The sequence below is a fragment of the Polynucleobacter sp. JS-Mosq-20-D10 genome, assembly GCF_018687755.1.
Lineage (GTDB): Bacteria > Pseudomonadota > Gammaproteobacteria > Burkholderiales > Burkholderiaceae > Polynucleobacter.
In genome coordinates this window covers 973,192-990,421 of record NZ_CP061305.1, presented here as the reverse complement: position 1 = coordinate 990,421, position 17,230 = coordinate 973,192, and the positions used below count along the sequence as shown (strand labels likewise).

The 17,230-nt window shown below is 44.4% G+C and carries 19 protein-coding genes; 8 read left to right on the top strand and 11 right to left on the bottom strand.

The genetic code is table 11. The annotated features are described in order from the left end of the window. Nucleotides 1–238: 238 nt before the first annotated feature. Both FD967_RS05135 and FD967_RS05130 read right to left on the bottom strand, forming a co-directional pair. A complete protein-coding gene (locus tag FD967_RS05135; protein WP_215327058.1) occupies nucleotides 239–967 on the bottom strand; it encodes a class I SAM-dependent methyltransferase in 729 nt (242 codons plus the stop codon). A gap of 239 nt (nucleotides 968–1,206) precedes the next feature. Next, nucleotides 1,207–1,791, bottom strand: a complete 585-nt coding sequence (locus FD967_RS05130) for a hypothetical protein (protein ID WP_215327056.1) — start codon at nucleotides 1,789–1,791, stop codon at nucleotides 1,207–1,209. 244 nt (nucleotides 1,792–2,035) lie between these two features. Here FD967_RS05130 and FD967_RS05125 point away from each other — a divergent pair, with 244 nt between their 5' ends. Then, entirely contained in the window at nucleotides 2,036–3,031 is a 996-nt protein-coding gene (locus FD967_RS05125; protein WP_215327179.1) for a tripartite tricarboxylate transporter substrate binding protein, read from the top strand. A gap of 43 nt (nucleotides 3,032–3,074) precedes the next feature. On the opposite strand, the gene FD967_RS05120 is transcribed toward FD967_RS05125, so the two are convergent. Then, entirely contained in the window at nucleotides 3,075–4,733 is a 1,659-nt protein-coding gene (locus tag FD967_RS05120) for a thiamine pyrophosphate-binding protein (RefSeq protein ID WP_215327055.1), read from the bottom strand. 167 nt (nucleotides 4,734–4,900) lie between these two features. Between FD967_RS05120 and FD967_RS05115 the strand changes: the two genes are divergently transcribed. Genes FD967_RS05115 through FD967_RS05100 form a run of 4 tightly spaced genes read left to right on the top strand, consistent with a single transcriptional unit; the run spans nucleotide 4,901 to nucleotide 8,598 of the window. Beyond that, nucleotides 4,901–5,770, top strand: a complete 870-nt coding sequence (locus FD967_RS05115) for a fumarylacetoacetate hydrolase family protein (protein WP_215327054.1) — start codon at nucleotides 4,901–4,903, stop codon at nucleotides 5,768–5,770. Between the two features lie 37 nt (nucleotides 5,771–5,807). Further along, nucleotides 5,808–7,106 carry a U32 family peptidase gene (locus FD967_RS05110; RefSeq protein WP_215327053.1) on the top strand — a complete coding sequence of 433 codons (1,299 nt, stop codon included), beginning with the start codon at nucleotides 5,808–5,810 and terminating at the stop codon, nucleotides 7,104–7,106. Nucleotides 7,107–7,128: 22 nt separating this feature from the next. Further along, nucleotides 7,129–7,665 carry a hypothetical protein gene (locus FD967_RS05105; RefSeq protein ID WP_215327052.1) on the top strand — a complete coding sequence of 179 codons (537 nt, stop codon included), beginning with the start codon at nucleotides 7,129–7,131 and terminating at the stop codon, nucleotides 7,663–7,665. 24 nt (nucleotides 7,666–7,689) lie between these two features. Continuing rightward, nucleotides 7,690–8,598, top strand: a complete 909-nt coding sequence (locus FD967_RS05100; RefSeq protein ID WP_215327051.1) for a transporter — start codon at nucleotides 7,690–7,692, stop codon at nucleotides 8,596–8,598. 4 nt (nucleotides 8,599–8,602) lie between these two features. Here the strand turns inward: FD967_RS05100 and FD967_RS05095 are convergent, their stop codons facing one another. Together FD967_RS05095 and FD967_RS05090 are read right to left on the bottom strand one after the other, a co-directional pair. Continuing rightward, complete coding sequence (locus tag FD967_RS05095; protein WP_215327050.1) at nucleotides 8,603–10,270, bottom strand: AMP-binding protein; 1,668 nt, start codon at nucleotides 10,268–10,270, stop codon at nucleotides 8,603–8,605. A gap of 36 nt (nucleotides 10,271–10,306) precedes the next feature. Continuing rightward, nucleotides 10,307–10,870, bottom strand: coding sequence for a 5'-methylthioadenosine nucleosidase (locus FD967_RS05090; RefSeq protein WP_215327048.1), 564 nt, complete (start codon nucleotides 10,868–10,870; stop codon nucleotides 10,307–10,309). 11 nt (nucleotides 10,871–10,881) lie between these two features. On the opposite strand from FD967_RS05090, the gene FD967_RS05085 reads away from it, so the two are divergent. Next, complete coding sequence (locus FD967_RS05085; RefSeq protein ID WP_215327047.1) at nucleotides 10,882–11,400, top strand: adenine phosphoribosyltransferase; 519 nt, start codon at nucleotides 10,882–10,884, stop codon at nucleotides 11,398–11,400. A gap of 7 nt (nucleotides 11,401–11,407) precedes the next feature. On the opposite strand, the gene FD967_RS05080 is transcribed toward FD967_RS05085, so the two are convergent. The 4 genes from FD967_RS05080 to FD967_RS05065 all read right to left on the bottom strand — a co-directional run bounded on the left by FD967_RS05080 (nucleotide 11,408) and on the right by FD967_RS05065 (nucleotide 12,799). Beyond that, entirely contained in the window at nucleotides 11,408–11,689 is a 282-nt protein-coding gene (locus FD967_RS05080) for a YqjK-like family protein (protein ID WP_215327046.1), read from the bottom strand. Further along, complete coding sequence (locus FD967_RS05075; protein ID WP_215327045.1) at nucleotides 11,686–12,057, bottom strand: phage holin family protein; 372 nt, start codon at nucleotides 12,055–12,057, stop codon at nucleotides 11,686–11,688. The genes FD967_RS05080 and FD967_RS05075 overlap by 4 nt, the downstream gene beginning before the upstream one ends. 6 nt (nucleotides 12,058–12,063) lie before the next feature. Beyond that, nucleotides 12,064–12,399 carry a YqjD family protein gene (locus FD967_RS05070; protein ID WP_215327044.1) on the bottom strand — a complete coding sequence of 112 codons (336 nt, stop codon included), beginning with the start codon at nucleotides 12,397–12,399 and terminating at the stop codon, nucleotides 12,064–12,066. A 64-nt stretch (nucleotides 12,400–12,463) separates the two neighbouring features. Beyond that, a complete protein-coding gene (locus FD967_RS05065; RefSeq protein WP_251369103.1) occupies nucleotides 12,464–12,799 on the bottom strand; it encodes a Smr/MutS family protein in 336 nt (111 codons plus the stop codon). A 150-nt stretch (nucleotides 12,800–12,949) separates the two neighbouring features. Here FD967_RS05065 and FD967_RS05060 point away from each other — a divergent pair, with 150 nt between their 5' ends. Then, a complete protein-coding gene (locus FD967_RS05060) occupies nucleotides 12,950–14,044 on the top strand; it encodes an alpha/beta fold hydrolase (RefSeq protein ID WP_215327042.1) in 1,095 nt (364 codons plus the stop codon). 72 nt (nucleotides 14,045–14,116) lie between these two features. On the opposite strand, the gene FD967_RS05055 is transcribed toward FD967_RS05060, so the two are convergent. Next, a complete protein-coding gene (locus tag FD967_RS05055; RefSeq protein WP_215327041.1) occupies nucleotides 14,117–14,413 on the bottom strand; it encodes a hypothetical protein in 297 nt (98 codons plus the stop codon). A 361-nt stretch (nucleotides 14,414–14,774) separates the two neighbouring features. Between FD967_RS05055 and FD967_RS05050 the strand changes: the two genes are divergently transcribed. Beyond that, on the top strand, nucleotides 14,775–16,091 hold the full coding sequence (locus tag FD967_RS05050) for an amidase (RefSeq protein ID WP_215327040.1): 1,317 nt from the start codon (nucleotides 14,775–14,777) through the stop codon (nucleotides 16,089–16,091). Here FD967_RS05050 and FD967_RS05045 read toward each other — a convergent pair. After that, nucleotides 16,088–17,230 (bottom strand): M20 family metallopeptidase, encoded by a 1,143-nt coding sequence (locus FD967_RS05045; RefSeq protein ID WP_215327039.1) that lies wholly within the window; start codon nucleotides 17,228–17,230, stop codon nucleotides 16,088–16,090. The genes FD967_RS05050 and FD967_RS05045 overlap by 4 nt on opposite strands.

The following is a 17,230-nucleotide window of genomic DNA, read 5'->3' as shown; positions in this document are numbered from 1 at the left end:
ATATGCGAAGCCCCTAGAGAAATCTTGGGGCTTTTTCTTTATAGACGATAGCACTAGGGTCTTTTTAGGCAAGCTAGCGAATCGTGAGAAGAGATAGAAAAAGGGGCTATTAAGTCCTTTTTTAAAATCTTAACGTAAAAGATAAAAACACCATCGGAGTATTCATCCGCCATTTCATTGATAACTTTAGCTACAGCTTGTTGCAAAAGGGTTTTTCAAAAAAAGGCAAAGACTAAGATTACTTCTTTTTAAAAAGCCCCCAACAATCAGTAATGTATCTATTATTTTTTGACCTAAATCGACCATCTTGAAAAATGGATATTGGGTAGCGTAAATCTCTCAGCCTGTGAACACCTTTTTTAAGCTGATTATTTGTCAGCCACTGGCCACTAACTGCATTAATTAGATACTTATGGGAGCCCCAAAAGCCAATATTTAGGATCTCTAGGTTGTGTTCTAGGGCAAGTCTTTCTAAGAACCTAGGATGAAATCCAGCCGAATAAAAGTATGGCTCTCCATGAATGCAGTTAACGGTTGGGATTGATATGTAAATATGGCCATCTTTCCTTGTGTGATGGATTAAGTTTTCAAGAGCAATATGTTGGTTAAAGATATGTTCAAAAACCTGATTACATATTGTTAGGGAAAAATTACGGCTTGGCTGGAGTTTCCACGGCATATCTAAGTCATAACTAGCATCCTCAGAGAAATTTAGCAGGCTAATTTGCTCCGCGTCAATTAGTTTAAGTTCAGGCTCATTCATGGATCCTGATACAACCCCAACATGTTGCTGGTTTTGCAACTTAAGCTCTTTTATTAGGCGACCAAACTCGGCAAGCGATACCACCCTTGAGTAGTTATAGAAATTACTTAATTTTCCATCAAAAAGAGAGTGATGGTCTTTGATGAATCTGTTAACTTCCGCAACACAAAGTTCGTAGTGCAATCCGTGATAGTTATATGACATTTCATATCCGATTTTTTTAGGCGCTTAAACATTAATTAGCAAATGCATGAGATTAACCTAAAAGGTTATTGAACTCTAATTTAATATGTATCTTTTGGTGTAAATTAAAGGGGTCAGTTGTTTAAAAGGTATCTGTTAATACATAGCACCCTATTACGAGTCTAGGTCGAGATCCAGATACAAGAAAACCACCCTTTTAGGTGGTTTTTTCTTTGATTGTCCAGCTGAGTCGATTGAGTCTAGATTAGCCCTTTCTTTTTTAGATTAGCAAGGCGGTTATTTAGAGTCTTGATGGTGAGAAGATTGAGTTTATCCCCATCGGACCAATTGCTGCCTTTCCACTCAATTCCACCTGGGGTGACATTGGCAAATGGCTCTTTACCCTCTTTTGCGTAGCCTTCCAAAATGGCAATGAGTGCTGGGCGATCATCCGATCCTCCCGCATCTTTAATGGCATCCAAGATTGGCTTGGTAATCGTATCGCCATAGGTGACTTTAGAATCTGGATGTTTTGGTGCTGCTGGCTCGTCAAAGATGTATTCATGTGGCCACTCAAATACATTTCTAGCTGAATTTTTTACTAACTGTGGACTTACTGCGCCGCCTTCGGGATTTTTTGGATCTGCCGGGAGATTTAATTCCATAATCCAGGCTTCAAATTCTGCGATACGGGCGTAGCGTTTTTCTTCACTATCGCGCTTTTGCTCTTCTTGAGAAAGTAGCAAAGTAACCCAAGCCCAGGCGATGTCTTTAGGTATAGCAAACTCCTGCGCCAAAATGCCGCTCGCTTTTTTTAGGATGGGCTTGGATGTGAGTTTTGTCATTGCGTTCTTTCTGCATTCATTAGTAGGCGCCTTCAATTTAAGATTGAAAGGCATGCCACAGACCCTGTAGGATACTCTTTATAAGGTTAGATTGAACACAAAATAGGCCTTTTAATCCCATGAAACCCTTTTGTTTCTTGCTCTGTTATGCTTTTGGCACTGGATTAAAAATCATCATTAGAATGAATTTAGTAAACAGGAGATAGCCATGATTCAAAGCAAACTTTTAAATGTATTTATTCGTATGCCCCTATTCTTTGCAGCACTGATAGTCTTATTGCTTGGCACAAGCCACATATCCCTCGCTCAATCGGACTATCCAAATAAACCAATACGTTTTGTTGTCCCCTTTCCTGCTGGCGGGGCAACCGATAACATTGCCAGACCGCTCCAAAACGAACTATTAAATACCGTGAAGTGGAATGTCGTTATTGACAATAAGCCAGGTGCAGGCGGCAATATTGGTGCGGAAATAGTTTCTAAATCGGCTCCAGATGGCTATACCTGGCTCATGGCATCCGTGGGTACGCACGGGATTAATCTCCCCCTTTACACCCAAGGCGGCGGAAAATTACCATTTGATCCGATTAAGGATTTCACTCCCATTACATTGGTAGCAGAGCTGCCTAACGTATTGGTTCTAAATCCTGAATTTGCAGCTAAAAACAAAATCAATAGCGTGAGTGATTTAATTGCCTACGCCAGGGCTAACCCAGGAAAAGTCAACATGGCTTCGAGTGGTAATGGCACCTCCATTCACATGGCTGGGGAACTATTTAAATCAATGACAAAAACTTACATGTTGCACTTGCCCTATAAGGGAAGCCCTCCAGCAGTCACTGATTTAATGGCGGGCAATGTGGACATCATGTTCGACAATCTCCCTTCTTCGATTAACTACATACGTGCTGGTCGTTTAAAGGCATTGGCAGTTACTAGTGCCAAACGCTCACCTGCATTCCCGGACATGCCCACCATTGCTGAGGCGGCAAACTTGCCAGGCTATGAGGCAACTTCGTGGTTCGGTGTTGTCGGCCCAGCAAATATGCCCGCCGATATTCTCAACAAAGATAGCACCGTTCTGATGGCTGCTATCAACAGCCCTGCTGTGAGAGAAAAATATTTAGCCATGGGTGCACAGCCAGTTGGTAATACACCTACTCAATTCTCAGCTTTTATTAAAAATGAAATTGCCAAGTGGACAAAAGTTGTCAAAGATTCTGGAGCAAAGGTAGATTAAGTTTCAATCTGACTTGCTTAAAGAGGGGCATCGCTCCTCTTTTTTATTGCCCCAATTGAGAAAGTAGTTTAGTTGGGGTAATTACTTCTGGATCTAAGACCAGTTCAATCAAAGCACCTTTTTTACTAGCAAGCGCCTTTGCAAATGCCGGCGCGAATTCCTCGGTCTTGCTGACTCTAAAACCGGGCATTCCGAAACTATCTGCAAACTTCACAAAATCGGGATTGGTTAACCCAGTCGCAATCACGCGAGACTTAAACTCCCTCTCTTGATGCATGCGAATAGTACCGAGCATGCTGTTATTCACCACCAAAATAATTGGGTAAGCATCGTAACGAGCAGCAGTAGCCAGCTCTTGGCAGTTCATCATAAAATCGCCATCACCGCAAACTGCGATAACCACTTTTTCGGGGCTAGCAATCTTTGCAGCAATTGCGGCAGGCAGACCATAGCCCATTGATCCATTAGCGGGTGCCAATTGGGTTTTGTATGCCCCATAGGGATAAAAACGATGCACCCAGGCTGCAAAATTCCCAGCACCATTAGTGATAATTGCATCACGCGGTATGAGATCAGACAATGAGTCCATGATGAACGCTAGTTGCAAGTCACCTTGTACAGTCACTGGGCTGGAGAAAGCGAGATACTCATCATGAGCCTGCTTCATAGCGGTGCGATCATGATGATCATTCATCTTCACCATGGTTAATGCTGAGCAAAAATTTTCTGGGCTGCAATTTAAGGCAAAGTCAGGTCGATACACACGACCCAACTCTTCAGGGCCTGACAGCACATGAATTAATTTTGGTTTCGCTTGAGGAACAGTCAATATGCTGTAACCAGCAGTTGTCATCTCTCCAAGGCGCTCTCCAATGACTAACAAGACGTCTGCTTCTTGAAGACGTTTTACCAAAGCAGGATTGGCGCCAATACCTAGGTCACCTGCAAACGCAGGATCCAGATTGTCAATAACATCTTGAGAGCGAAAGCTCGTTGCAACCGGTATGGCCTGCGAGTTTGCCCAAGAACACAAAGCCTCGCATGCAGTGCCGTTCCAATTACCACCGCCAGCTATTACCATTGGATTTTTAGCAGAGGTAAAAGCAAGCATTGCTTGGTCAAAACTGTGGAGATCTAAGCCTGGCTGAACGATATGGGCAGCTTTGACAGGGTTTTCTTGACCAGTCATGTACAGCACATCTTCCGGTAAAGCTAATACAACTGGTCCTTTTCGACCTGCCTGTGCCACATGAAATGCATGTGAAACAAACTCATCAATCCGATCGACGCGATCGATGCTACCAACCCATTTCGCACATTCTGAATACATCCGGCGATAGTCAATTTCCTGGAAGGCCTCACGCTCAACCATATCAGTGCCAACTTGTCCGACCAATAAAACCAATGGGGTTGAGTCTTGATAGGCAGTGTGCATTCCAATCATGGCGTTCGAGGCGCCAGGGCCTCGGGTAACCATTAAAACGCCGGGGTGACCCGTTAATTTTGCGTAGGCCTCTGCCATATAGGCAGCGCCGCCTTCTTGTCGACAAGTGATAAATCGAAAATCAGGATGATCGACTAAGCCATTTAATAAAGGCAGGAAACTCTCGCCAGGAACGCCAAAGGCAATATCTACACCCTGCCTTGCTAATGCGTTTGCGAGGATTTGGCCACCATTTAGCACTTTACTTGGGGTCTCCATGATGTTGATCGGCTTTCTAAAGATTTTGGATGTATATGTCGAGTATCAGAAACTTATCACACTTTATCCAGCAATGGAGCTGATAGAGCGGTCCTGATCAGTCCCAGATACTGCCCTATACTGCCATCACAAACAACAAATAAACCAATTCAATTGGAGGCTTTGCAATGCGATTATTTAGTTATCGAGATTCAAGTGGCTATGACGGTGTGGGGGCCCTCTTAACTGGGAGTTCAAATATCTTCATCAATCTATCTGCTACAGATCCTTTTATACCCAATAGCTTGCAAGCAATTATTGAATCTCAAGAGTCCTTAAATCGTGCTGCAGCAGCCATCCATAATTCAAAGGCAATTAAAGGGGAGATAGACGCTATCACTTTTAGATCGCCCATTGAGAGACCTGGAAAAATTATCTGCATGGGTTTGAACTATGCTGACCATGCAAAAGAAGGTGGCAACGCTAGACCTGAATACCCCAGCTTTTTTATGCGTGGACCCAGCTCATTAACAGCGCATTTAAGCCCCATCATTCGACCCCAGGTTTCCGATAAGTTAGATTACGAAGCGGAGCTTGCCTTTGTGGTGGGTAAAAAGGCGCGCCATCTGACATTAGAAAACGCTTTGGAATGTGTGGCGGGATACAGCATTTTTAATGATGGCAGTATTCGAGATTATCAACGTAAAACGACCCAATGGACTATTGGTAAAAACTTTGATCAAACTGGTGCTTTTGGGCCATGGCTAGTGACGCCAGATGAGCTTCCCCTTGGCTGCGATGGCTTGAGAATTCAGTCTCGCTTGAATGGCCAAGTTATGCAAAACGCTAATACCAAAGACTTTTTATGGAACGTGGCAGAAACCATTGTGCTGATAACAGAGTGCATGACGCTCGAGCCTGGCGATCTTGTCATCACCGGAACCCCGGCTGGCGTTGGCTATGCAAGGACACCCCCTGTTTTTATGAAACCAGGGGATATTTGTGAGATTGAAATCGAATCTATTGGAATACTGCGCAACACTATAGCGGATGAGTAATCGAGCTAAAGCTCTCAGTAGACCTTAAAATAGCGCTATGACTAAGATTCCAGAACTTCTCGCCCCTGCCGGCAGCCTTTCCATGCTGCGCACTGCCTTTGACTTTGGTGCCGACGCCATTTATGCCGGACAACCGCGTTACTCCCTTCGAGTGCGTAATAACGACTTCGGAAAAATGGAGACACTTCAGGAAGGCATTGATACTGCCCATGCTTTAGGTAAGAAGTTTTATCTTGTGTCCAATCTACTACCCCATGGTGGTAAGACCCGTACTTACATTAAAGATATGGATCCTGTAGTTGCATTAAAGCCTGATGCGATGATCATGTCAGACCCTGGTCTGATCATGATGGCCAGAGAAGCTTGGCCAGACATGCCCATTCATTTATCCGTTCAAGCTAATACGGTTAATGGCGCCTCTGCAAAATTCTGGCGCTCTGTTGGTATCAGTCGAGTGATTTTGTCACGCGAGCTATCTTTTGATGAAATTGAAGAAGTTCGACAAGACTGTCCGGAAATGGAATTAGAAGTATTTGTACATGGCGCTTTGTGTATTGCCTACTCCGGCCGCTGCCTACTATCTGGCTATATGTCCCATCGTGACTCCAACCAAGGCGCCTGTACCAATGCCTGTCGTTGGGATTACAAGGTCAAACCTGGCCAACAAAATACCAGCGGTGACGTGGTTCTTCTTCAGGAGGCACGTCGTCCAGATGATTTAATGCCAATGGAAGAAGATGAGCACGGCACTTACATCATGAACTCCAAAGATTTACGTGCCATTGAACATATCGAACGCTTGACGAAGATGGGTGTTGATTCATTCAAGATTGAGGGTCGCACTAAGTCGCCCTATTACGTTTCTCGTACATGCCAATCCTATCGCACTGCGATTGATGATGCAGTTGCCGGTCGTCCAATGAATATGTCTCTCATTGGCAATCTTGAGGGTCTTGCAAATCGTGGCTATACCGATGGTTTCTATGAGCGTCATCACGATAAAGAGTATCAACTCTACATGCGTGGTCACTCGCTCTCGGGCAGAAGTTTGTATGTTGGGGAGACCCTGGAGATCGATGAGGCCTCCGGTCGCGTCAAGATAGATGTGAAAAACCGTTTCTCCATTGGTGATAAGTTAGAAATCATTGAACCCGAGGGTAATCAAGATATGGTGCTTGATGCCATGTGGAACCTCAAAGATGAACCAATTGATGTTGCCCCTGGCTCAGGTCACTTTGTGTGGATTCAATTGCCACTCAAGAGTAAGCATGCATTTATTGCGCGCTACACCCAAGAACCAGCACCTGTTGAGGTTAGCTCTTGCAGCAACTGCTAATGGATCACTTCAGAAAGTTTTTATGAGTGCTACGCTACCTAATTTAGCTCCTTCACATGGCTTTAAAGAAAAAGCCAAGGAAGAATTTATTAAAGCATTGCAGTTAACCATTTACTTTGGCACTTGGTTTTGCGCTCTTGCCTTTTTAGCGGCAACCTTACTAGATCATAGGCCCATTCCTTTATCCATCTTTGGCTTTGCTTTGTTTAAGGCGGCAATCTGCGCCAAATTCATGCTACTCGCTCAAGCTGCATTCCCAATCAAAGTCAATGAGAAGCGAGGAATCGTGAGCTCATTACTCTTGGAGTCCCTGATTTATCTTCTAGTTGTCTTGGGCTTAAATTATTTAGAAGCTGGAGTTCATGGATTAATTCATGGAAAAGAATTTTTGACCTCCATGACTGAATTTGGCCAATCCAACCCCTTACGTGTAGTAGCTATGTCGATCGTGTACTGGTTAATTGTGTGGCCTTATCTACTCATGTCGGGGATGACCATCATGCTTGGTAGCAACGCTACCCTGAAGATTTTGTTTGGCGATAAACCGAAATCAAGCTAATTAAACTTCAGTCATTCAACTCGGATGATTAATTTACCCTCCATTACTCAAGGTCGGGCTTTTCTAATAGGTAAATGCCTATTACTCATTACAGGCCATTTTCTAGCAACTCTATCTCATGCCCAAGAAATCGAGGCGCGCACTTATTCCAATGCACCAGTAGGGATTAATTTCATCAGCGCGGGGGTTGCACAGGCAAAGGCTGGCAATTACACCCTGACCAGCGAAGTCATGGGCCTCACCCATATCTTTGATGCAGGGGGTCAATCCGGCAAGCTCACTCTAGTGCTTCCTTATGGCCAACTGACTGGGTCTAGCACCATTGGTGGGCGCACAGTCAATGCCAGTACTGAGGGATTATCAGATCCACTCATCAAGGCAGCAATTAACCTCTATGGCGCTCCAGCATTAACGCTAGATCAATTTAAGAGTTATCAGCAAGATCTAATTGTTGGGGTCAGTCTTGCGGCATCAGTGCCATGGGGCAAGTACGACGACAATCAACTCATTAATGTGGGCGCAAATCGATGGTTCATTCAGCCTGGTCTGGGAGTTTCTAAAGCGCTTGGTCCTTGGCGATTTGAGCTCGCTGGTTCTGGTATTTTTTACACCAGCAATACCAACTTCATGGGCGGTAACTCGCTATCTCAGAACCCGGTTTACTCAACACAAACCCACGCGATTTATTACTTTCAGAATACTGCTTGGATTTCAGTAGATGCCACCTACTTTACTGGCGGGCAATCCTACGTCAATGGCAACCCAATTAGCGGCAGCCAAGAGAATTGGCGCTTTGGAACAACGATGTCCTACCCAGTAAATAAACATAATTCGATTCGGCTATCGGCAAGCACGGGGGCTTACTCAAGAACCAATAATAGTTATGACTTGTATGGGATTTCTTGGCAATACCGCTTTGGTGGCGGGTTATAGTTATTTATAAGTCGCGCAGATGACGGCGCAAGATTTTGCCCACATTAGACTTAGGCATTTCATTAATAAAGGCGATCTTTCTGGGGCGTTTGTAACTTGTCATTTGCTCTTTGCAATACTGAATGACTTGAGCCTCAGTTAGCTCGGGCTTATCCTTGACGATATAGGCCTTGACGATCTCGCCGAGCTTGCGATGGGATAATCCAATCACGGCACATTCTCTTACACCGGGCATTTGAGAAATCACTTCCTCGATTTCATTGGGGAATACTTTATAGCCAGCAACAACGATCATGTCTTTCTTGCGATCGACAATCTGCACAAAGCCATCAGGACTCATAATTCCGATATCGCCAGACTTAAAATATCCCTCTGAGGTGAAAGATTGTCGAGTCTCTTCGGGTCTATTCCAGTAACCCGTCATCACTTGAGGACCCTTGATACAAATCTCTCCAGGCGTACCAAATGGAACTTCTATTCCGTCGTCATCCAATATCAATATATCCGTACTAGGCACGGGCATACCAATGGATCCGGTAAATTCTTTTACAAATGGCGTGTTCACACAAACCACTGGGGAAGTTTCCGATAGCCCATATCCTTGAGCAATCGGCACCCCCATTATTTTCTGCCAAAGTTCCGCTGTTTTCTTTTGAACTGCCATCCCACCGCCGATAGTAACCAAGAGATTGGGTATGCGTACATGTTTAAATTCTGGACGATGTATCAGCGCATGAAATAGCGTGTTGACACCTGGAAAAATATTGATATCGGGGTGCTTCATCAACAGCTTAATAAAGCCAGTGATATCGCGGGGATTGGCGACCAATAATAATTTGGCACCCTTACGCATTCCAAGCAGACCGCAGGCAGTTAGTGCAAAGATATGAGTCATGGGTAACGCACATAAAAAAACCAACTGCTGCTGACGATTTTTTAAGGCGGGCTCAAGCCAAGATTCAATTTGAATGATATTGGCTAATATATTGCGGTGTAATAAAACTGCGCCTTTAGAAACTCCTGTAGTACCGCCCGTGTATTGTAAAAAAGCAATATCGTCCTGCCTTAGATTTGGTTTAGTAAAGCCATGCCCAAACCCAATTTTCAGAGCTTGATTGAATTTGACACAAGCAAAGCTCCAATGCGGAATTAGCTTTTTAATATGGCGAGCAATCAAATTGATGATGACGCCCTTCGGACCCAAAGTCTCACCTATGCTGCTCACAATCACTTTCTTTACAAGCCCATAATTGGCAATCTCCTGATATACGTGAGCAAAGTTTTCTAGCATCACCAAGATGGACGCACCGCTATCTTGGAGTTGATGCTCTAGCTCACGAGCGGTATAGAGCGGATTAATATTGACTACAACAAAGCCTGCACGGAGAGTCCCTAGCATTGCAATTAAGTACTGCGGTACATTCGGGAACATGATTGCGATACGCGAGCCTGCTTCAAGACCTAAAGTTTGTAAATAAGCAGCGAAGTCCTTGGACAGAATGTCGAGTTGACGGTAGCTGATGGTGTGCCCCATCGAATCCATTGCTATGCGATTAGGATAATTATTAAAAGAGCTCTCTATCAAATCAGCAATTGATGAATAACCCGCTAAATCAATTTCATGGGGAACGCCCTCGAGATAGCTGTTCAGCCAGGGTTTTTGTAAGTTCATCTGCTTGAGTTATGAGGTGATTGTGCTTGGAGCGCTTTACGTACTCATCAAGTCTTTGAGCTTCTCTAAATACAGTTCTTGACCGTGATTGACGCGGTGAGTCCATTCATTTCCAGAGTCAGCGTTGGCATCATCAGTCACGTATTTAAATGATTGCCATGGGATATTAAATTGGTAAGCAATATTAGCAATCGCAAATAACTCCATATCCACCACATCAACTGCCTGCGATATTAACCAGGGGTCATGCGCAGTAACAAAGCTATCGCCAGTGCCACAAGTATGCTCACCACCAAGAGAAAGGTAGTGGGATGGTTTAGGGCAAAAAGGGGTTTGGCCTCGAGGCGCCAAAGGGACTGTCATCATGTCGCGCTGTATTACTTTGCCGATTTCTAGCAAACCCTGAAGAGCGGGGTTAATTTTTCCGACGGTACCAAAGTTCACTATCCTCTGAGGCTGATATTGATGAATGGCCTGAATACTTGCCGTAGCTGCATTGATCTTACCAACCCCAGAATACACAATATCAACACCCGCCGGCAACGTGCTTTTATCCAGCTCAGACTCTAATGCGGTAATAATGAGTAATTGTGTTTTCATGTCAGCCAATAATGAATTTATTAGATTATCTACCCGGAGTCCCCGACTTTCCTAAGCCAGGAATCCTCTTTAGGGATATCTCCCCTTTATTAGCTAATCCGAGTGCATTTAAGGAGGCTACGCTGCAACTAGAGGCACTTGCACAGCAGTTTGATTACAGCCATATTTTAGGTATTGAATCCCGTGGCTTTATCTTTGGCACCGCCCTCGCCTACAAAACCCATAAAGGCCTCGCTTTAGCTCGAAAACCCAATAAGCTACCTCTAGCCAGCCACCGAGAGTCTTATGGGCTGGAATACGGTTCTGATTCTCTGGAAATTCAGCAATCTACTTTGCCAACTGGTTCACGTGTTTTGATTGTGGATGATGTGCTAGCTACAGGCGGAACCATCATCGCAGCCAGTAAACTGCTCAAAAAGGCTGGCTTTGAAGTAGCTGGCGCCATCACATTTTTAGAAATTTCTGGTTTAAATGGTGGTGGAGCCCTGACCCAAAGCGGAATCCCCAATAAGACGGTCTTAGTTGCTTAAGGGCTAGCTATAGAAGGCTCTTGGCACCCTTGAGTAGTTTGACGGCACCCCAGCCTACGGCGAGCACTTTACTGGCAAGCTTGGGTTTGTAGTGCGCTAGTACAGCGAATGCACTAGTCCATAAGATCGGCGTGCTCTTCATGAAATTAAAAGCATCTATACCCTTATCAGCCCATGACAAGGGCTTTTCTATGGGCTCAAAATGCAACGCGAAGTCAGCTCGCTCAAGGGCTGCCCGCTCCTGCAGCACCCTTTGCCTAGCCTGAAGTTCAGCTAGTTTTTGACTCATCGCTTTGAAAGCTCCTGGCGGTCTTTTGCCAACTCCGTAATGGTTGCCTCAAATAATTTAGGCATGGTTTTGAGTGAGCGAATAACTACCAGCGCCAAAATGATACCTACAGCTAAGAAACTACTTGTTAGCAAGCTCAGCGCCATGATGCGATCAGTTTCCCAGCTATAAATCACAATGAGCAAGGCCAGCATCACCAAGCCAAAGAACAAGAAAAACAATGTAAAGATCACCATAACTAAAAGACTCAAAAACTTAGTACGCGCAATCTGCACATCCGTAGAGATCAACTCCAGACGGGTCTGAGCAATAGATGCCCCTGTGGAGACGAGATTCTTTAGTGAAGAGAAAAGATTTTCTTGTGACATGAATTCCTAGCGACGGCGAATCAATAGACCAACTAACAAGCCAATACCAGCAGCAACACCAACCGCCTCCCAGGGATTTCGATGGACAAACTCATCAGTGCGCTCAGCAACGACTTGAGCCTTTTCAGTCACAGTGCCCTCAACAGAGGAAAGACTTTCCCTTGCGCTATTGAGAGTCTCCAAGGCCTTTGAACGAATTGCGCCAAGCGGCCCATCGTCATAGCTTGCTGTTGCTTTAATGAGATCCTCAGCATCTGCCATGAGTGCCTTGAAATCACCAATTAAATTTTCAGAATTGATTTCTACCTCTTCATGCATAGTTGTCGATTTTTTAGCAGTCATTGCCACTCCTTGCTGATGCCATCGCATTGATGGATGAGTCCATTCTAAGCAATTTCAACAGAGATCACAGTATTAATACCGTCATCCCAGCGTTTCCTTCTTTGAAGTGCTTTAGATAGGCCCTTAATCCAGGTCTTCTTCTCAAAAGTGCATGGTAAGACTCGCTACCAAATGCGGTTTGTTCACCGAAGTGATACTCATCAACACGGTCCGAGAAATAGTTATTCTCCAGAGCATCATGAACGGCCCATTTAATTTTGCCACCCTCGCCACTGGCTCCATAGCCATGTATCAATATAATTGCCTTGATGCCCACTTCCGAAGCTCGGCGCAGTCTAATAGTCAATCGGTCCAAAGCCTCCTCAGCACTTGGACTATCAAACTTTAAATTCAATACCATCGTGTCACTATGCGGGAAAGGAAGTTCCTCGCTGCCGCATTGACGACATTCCCCCTGCATCCCTCGGGGATTGCCACATTCTGGACATTCAAATGAGTGGGCCAATCAAAATTCCTGTTATAAATATCAGACTATAAAGAGGAGACAATAATGCATCGCATCATTATGAACGGACTACTACTAACTGCAACATTAATCGCTGGCAACGCAGTCGCCCATAAACCTACAGAACCTGCCCATCAACTTTATGCAGAGGGTAATTTTGCCCTTGAGAATGGCTCGGTTATTAAGGACTTTGAACTTTCCTATACGACACAGGGAACCTTAAATGCCGATAAGAGCAATGCCATACTCATGGTCACTGCAATTGGCGGCAATCACCATCGGATTGATTACCTCATTGGGCCAGGTAAAGCATTAGATACAGATAAATATTTTGTGATTTGTACTGATGCTATTGGAAATGGCTTAACTACCTCTCCATCAAATAGTAAATTACAACCCAATATCCAGTTTCCAGAATTCAATATGCGCGATATGGTGAACAGCCAATATCGCCTTATTGCCGATCACTTCGGAATTAAAAAGCTAGTGGCAGTAGTTGGTGCGTCTATGGGTGGCATGCAAGCACTGCAATGGGCAGTCTCTCATCCGAATTCTATGCAGGCAATTATTCCGATCATTCCGCTTGCAAAAACGAATGCATGGACAACGGGCGTGCTGGAGATGCTACGCCAAAGCATCATGACAGATCCGAGCTATCAAGGCGGTAAATACGATAAACCCGTTGAGCAAGGCATGCGTCTGTGGTCAGGATGGCTTAGCGGAGTAATTGTCAGAACTCCAGCATATCAAGAGCAACTGAACGCAACGCCTGAAGCTGAAATTGAGTATCTAAAAAAGGTACAGGATGCAGGATGGAAAAGGATGGATGCCAATGATTGGATCTGGCAATCAAGGGCCTACGACCGTCATGATGTGGGTCAAACCCAAGGCTTTAATGGCGATACTTCTGCCGCTTTAAAGTCAATCAAAGCTAAAACTCTCATTCTTGCCGGTACTGGCGACTTGCTCAATCCAGAATCCGATGCCAAACTTTCGGCTAAATTGATTCCAGGAGCTAAATACATAGCCATCAATGATCGCCTCCCTATGGGCCACCTATCAGGTGCCGGGGCAACAAAAGATGAAAATGCATTTCAGAATAAAGTTATTGCAGATTTCTTAGCAAATCTTAAAAAATAATTCCACATGGGGGTCTGTCTGACCCCCCTTCTTTATTAGCAAGCCCCTCAAGACTTTGATATTCCTTTACCCCTACGAGCAATACTTCGTCTCTAAGACTGATGTTGAATTAGTTGAATCATCAATCATTCGATTTAGGGTCATTTGCGCTGCATCTTTGTTCTCTTGAACTTTTAGATTTAAATTAATTAAGCCGGCTACATCCTTGCGAATGGAGGTATTGCCATAGCGTAAGCCCTTTAATGTAGAAACTGCTTCAGCGGAAATCTTGCATTGCTGGTTTAGCAACTCAGAAGAATCCGATGAGGTATTTGCATAAGCCAATGCAGCTACTGAGATTGAGACAACGGCCAATAGAGTCTTCTTCATCTTATTTCCTTAATTTGTGACCACATGTTGGACAACAACCTAAATCTTTTGCTTTTGTTTTTCTTAAGGCGGCGTAGACGCTAGATTCTGAAATTTCCATCTTCCTAGCGGCCTGAGCTGCGGTCATTCCCTTCCCTATCCAATCCAAAGCTTGATGTGTTTTTGGTATCGCTCTTCTCATGTCACCTCCTTTGACAATACTATACCACAGAAGTTGTGAAGTTGTGAACATTATTTACAATTTTTTTCCAGGGTTGAAAAAGCTAGGTTTTTAAGGAAAAGGCTGTAGAGGCGCTAGAAAAGCGATAAGACGACGACGGTGATAAAGTAAGGGAATTAAATAAATACAAATGCAAAAAACATGAAGCCATACTTAGATTTATTGCAGGCATGCCAGCAAATACAACAAAACCAACTCAAAGTTGACGATTATTTGGCGCAATGTACTGCGCGAGCAGATCAAATTGAGCCGGAATTAAAGGCATTTACGGTAAGAGCATCATTACAAGAGCTTCAGCACCAATCAGGGGCTGGGCCATTAATGGGTATACCGGTAGCTGTGAAAGACATCATTGCAACGAAAGATTTTGTTACAAGTAATGGCTCGGCGATCTATAAGGATTTTGTCCCGAGCGAAGATGCTGAAATTGTCAAAAAAATCCGTAGTTTAGGTGGTGTTATTTTTGGTAAAAGCGTAACAACTGAATTTGCTTGGCGTCAAGCTGGTGCCACAACCAATCCATGGAATAGCGCCCACACTCCTGGAGGGTCATCAAGCGGCTCAGCTGCCGCTGTAGCGAGCGGAATTGTGCCCTTGGGCTTGGGCTCCCAAACCGCAGGGTCAATTATTAGGCCGGCATCATTTTGCGGTGTTGTCGGCTATAAGGCCAGCTTTGGAAGCGTTCCACGTAAAGGTGTCAATCCGGTTTCTGGCTCACTAGACCATATTGGATTTTTTACAAGATCTGTGGCGGATGCGAGATATGCATTTAACTTACTTCGCAATACCGCTATCGACGAGGAAGATGCAATTGTTTTACAAGAACTTACTCAGAAACCATTGAGTGAGGTTCTAAAAAATCGGCAACCTCGAATTGGCATCCTAAAAACGCCCTTTGATGAATTATTAAGCCAAGAGCAGATAAAAACGGTAATGACAGCTGAAGCATTACTAAATGCGTCTGGTGCCATCACAGAAGAAATCACACTCCCCGCAATTTACTGGGATGGAATAGAGGCTTTAGCAGTTTTGATGGCATGTGAAGCTGCGGTAGTTCATGAAAAGCATCTAGAGAAATTTCCAGATTTACTAAGCCTCGACATGAAAGAGCTCATAGAAAAAGGAAATACCTGTTCGGCTAGTAATTACATCAAGGCAAAAAATCTCCAAGCAAAATTACGCCTCTCTCTGGCTGAATATTTTCAAAGATTTGATGCGATATTGGCGGCACCTGCTACGGGAGAGGCGCCTAAGGGACTTAACTTTACTGGAAATCCCATCTTTTGCTCTCTTTGGAGCTTTATAGGTGCGCCAGCAATTGCACTTCCAGTGACAAAATCAAGCAATGGGCTACCGCTAGGAATTCAGCTTATTGGCAATTACAGAGAGGATGGAAAATTGCTCAACATCGCACAATTTGCTGAAGAATGCTTTAAGACGGCGGATGGGCGGTCTTAAGGTTTTTGCCAATCAGAAATCAGGTTGGCAAATAATTTAGTGGCATCTTCGATCTTATCGACATAGCAAAACTCATTTGTTTGATGAGCCATCTCAGGCTGACCAGGGCCTAAAATTACCGTGGGTGGATTACCGATCACGGATTTTAAAGCCGATGCATCCGTGAAATAAGAAACCGTCTTCTCTATTGGTCGAACACCATTCATTTTTGTGCAATGCTCAAATACCTTCTCCATCCATGGATCATTGGCTGGAGTAAAAACACCCTCAATATCAATAATGGTATCCAGCTGTACTGTTGGGCCCAACGCCTTGCATAAACAGCCATAAATGTGAGAATGACTTTGCCCAGCTACCGTACGAATATCTAAGGTCATTTCTGCAGCATCCGGAACAGAGTTGATATTCAGGCCAGCTTTGGCGGTGCCTATATTCAATGTTCCCTGCCCCATCATTTCATGTGGAGGCGTATCAAAACTAAATTGTTCCAGTGTTAATGCCGCTTTAGCAAGCTTATAAAATGCATTGTCACCTCTCTCGGGCATCGAGCCATGAGCAGTTACCCCCTCAGTTTTGGCTCTTAGCCAATAGGCACCCTTATGACCAAGTAGCGGCTCATTAGCGGTAGGCTCAGCTACAACAAAGCAACCAGCAGGACCCAAGAAATCTACAATCTCTTTACTTGCAGCAAGATGAAATGCGCCTTCACAGCCTGTTTCTTCACCTGCAGTAATAATCATGGTCACACCAGCACCTTGTTTAGCTTGATTTGCCATCTCTATGCCCGCCACTACAAATGCAGCGATACCACTTTTCATATCACTTGCACCGCGACCATAGAGCTTGCCGTCATCAATCAGACCAGAAAATGGCTCATACTTCCAAGGACGCGCACCTAAGGGCACAACATCAACATGGCCTGTAAAGCAAATACTCGGTTGATCAGCACTACAAGATCCAATTTTTGCAACTAAGCTTGTTCGTCTTGGGGCAAATTCAACCTGACGACACTCATAGCCAGCTGACTCTAAGAGAGTTTGCAAGTATTGACAGATTTGATCTTCATTACCAGGCGGGTTCACCGTATTAAAACGAATGAGATCTTGGGTTAATTCGACGGGATTCAGTTTAGCGTTCAC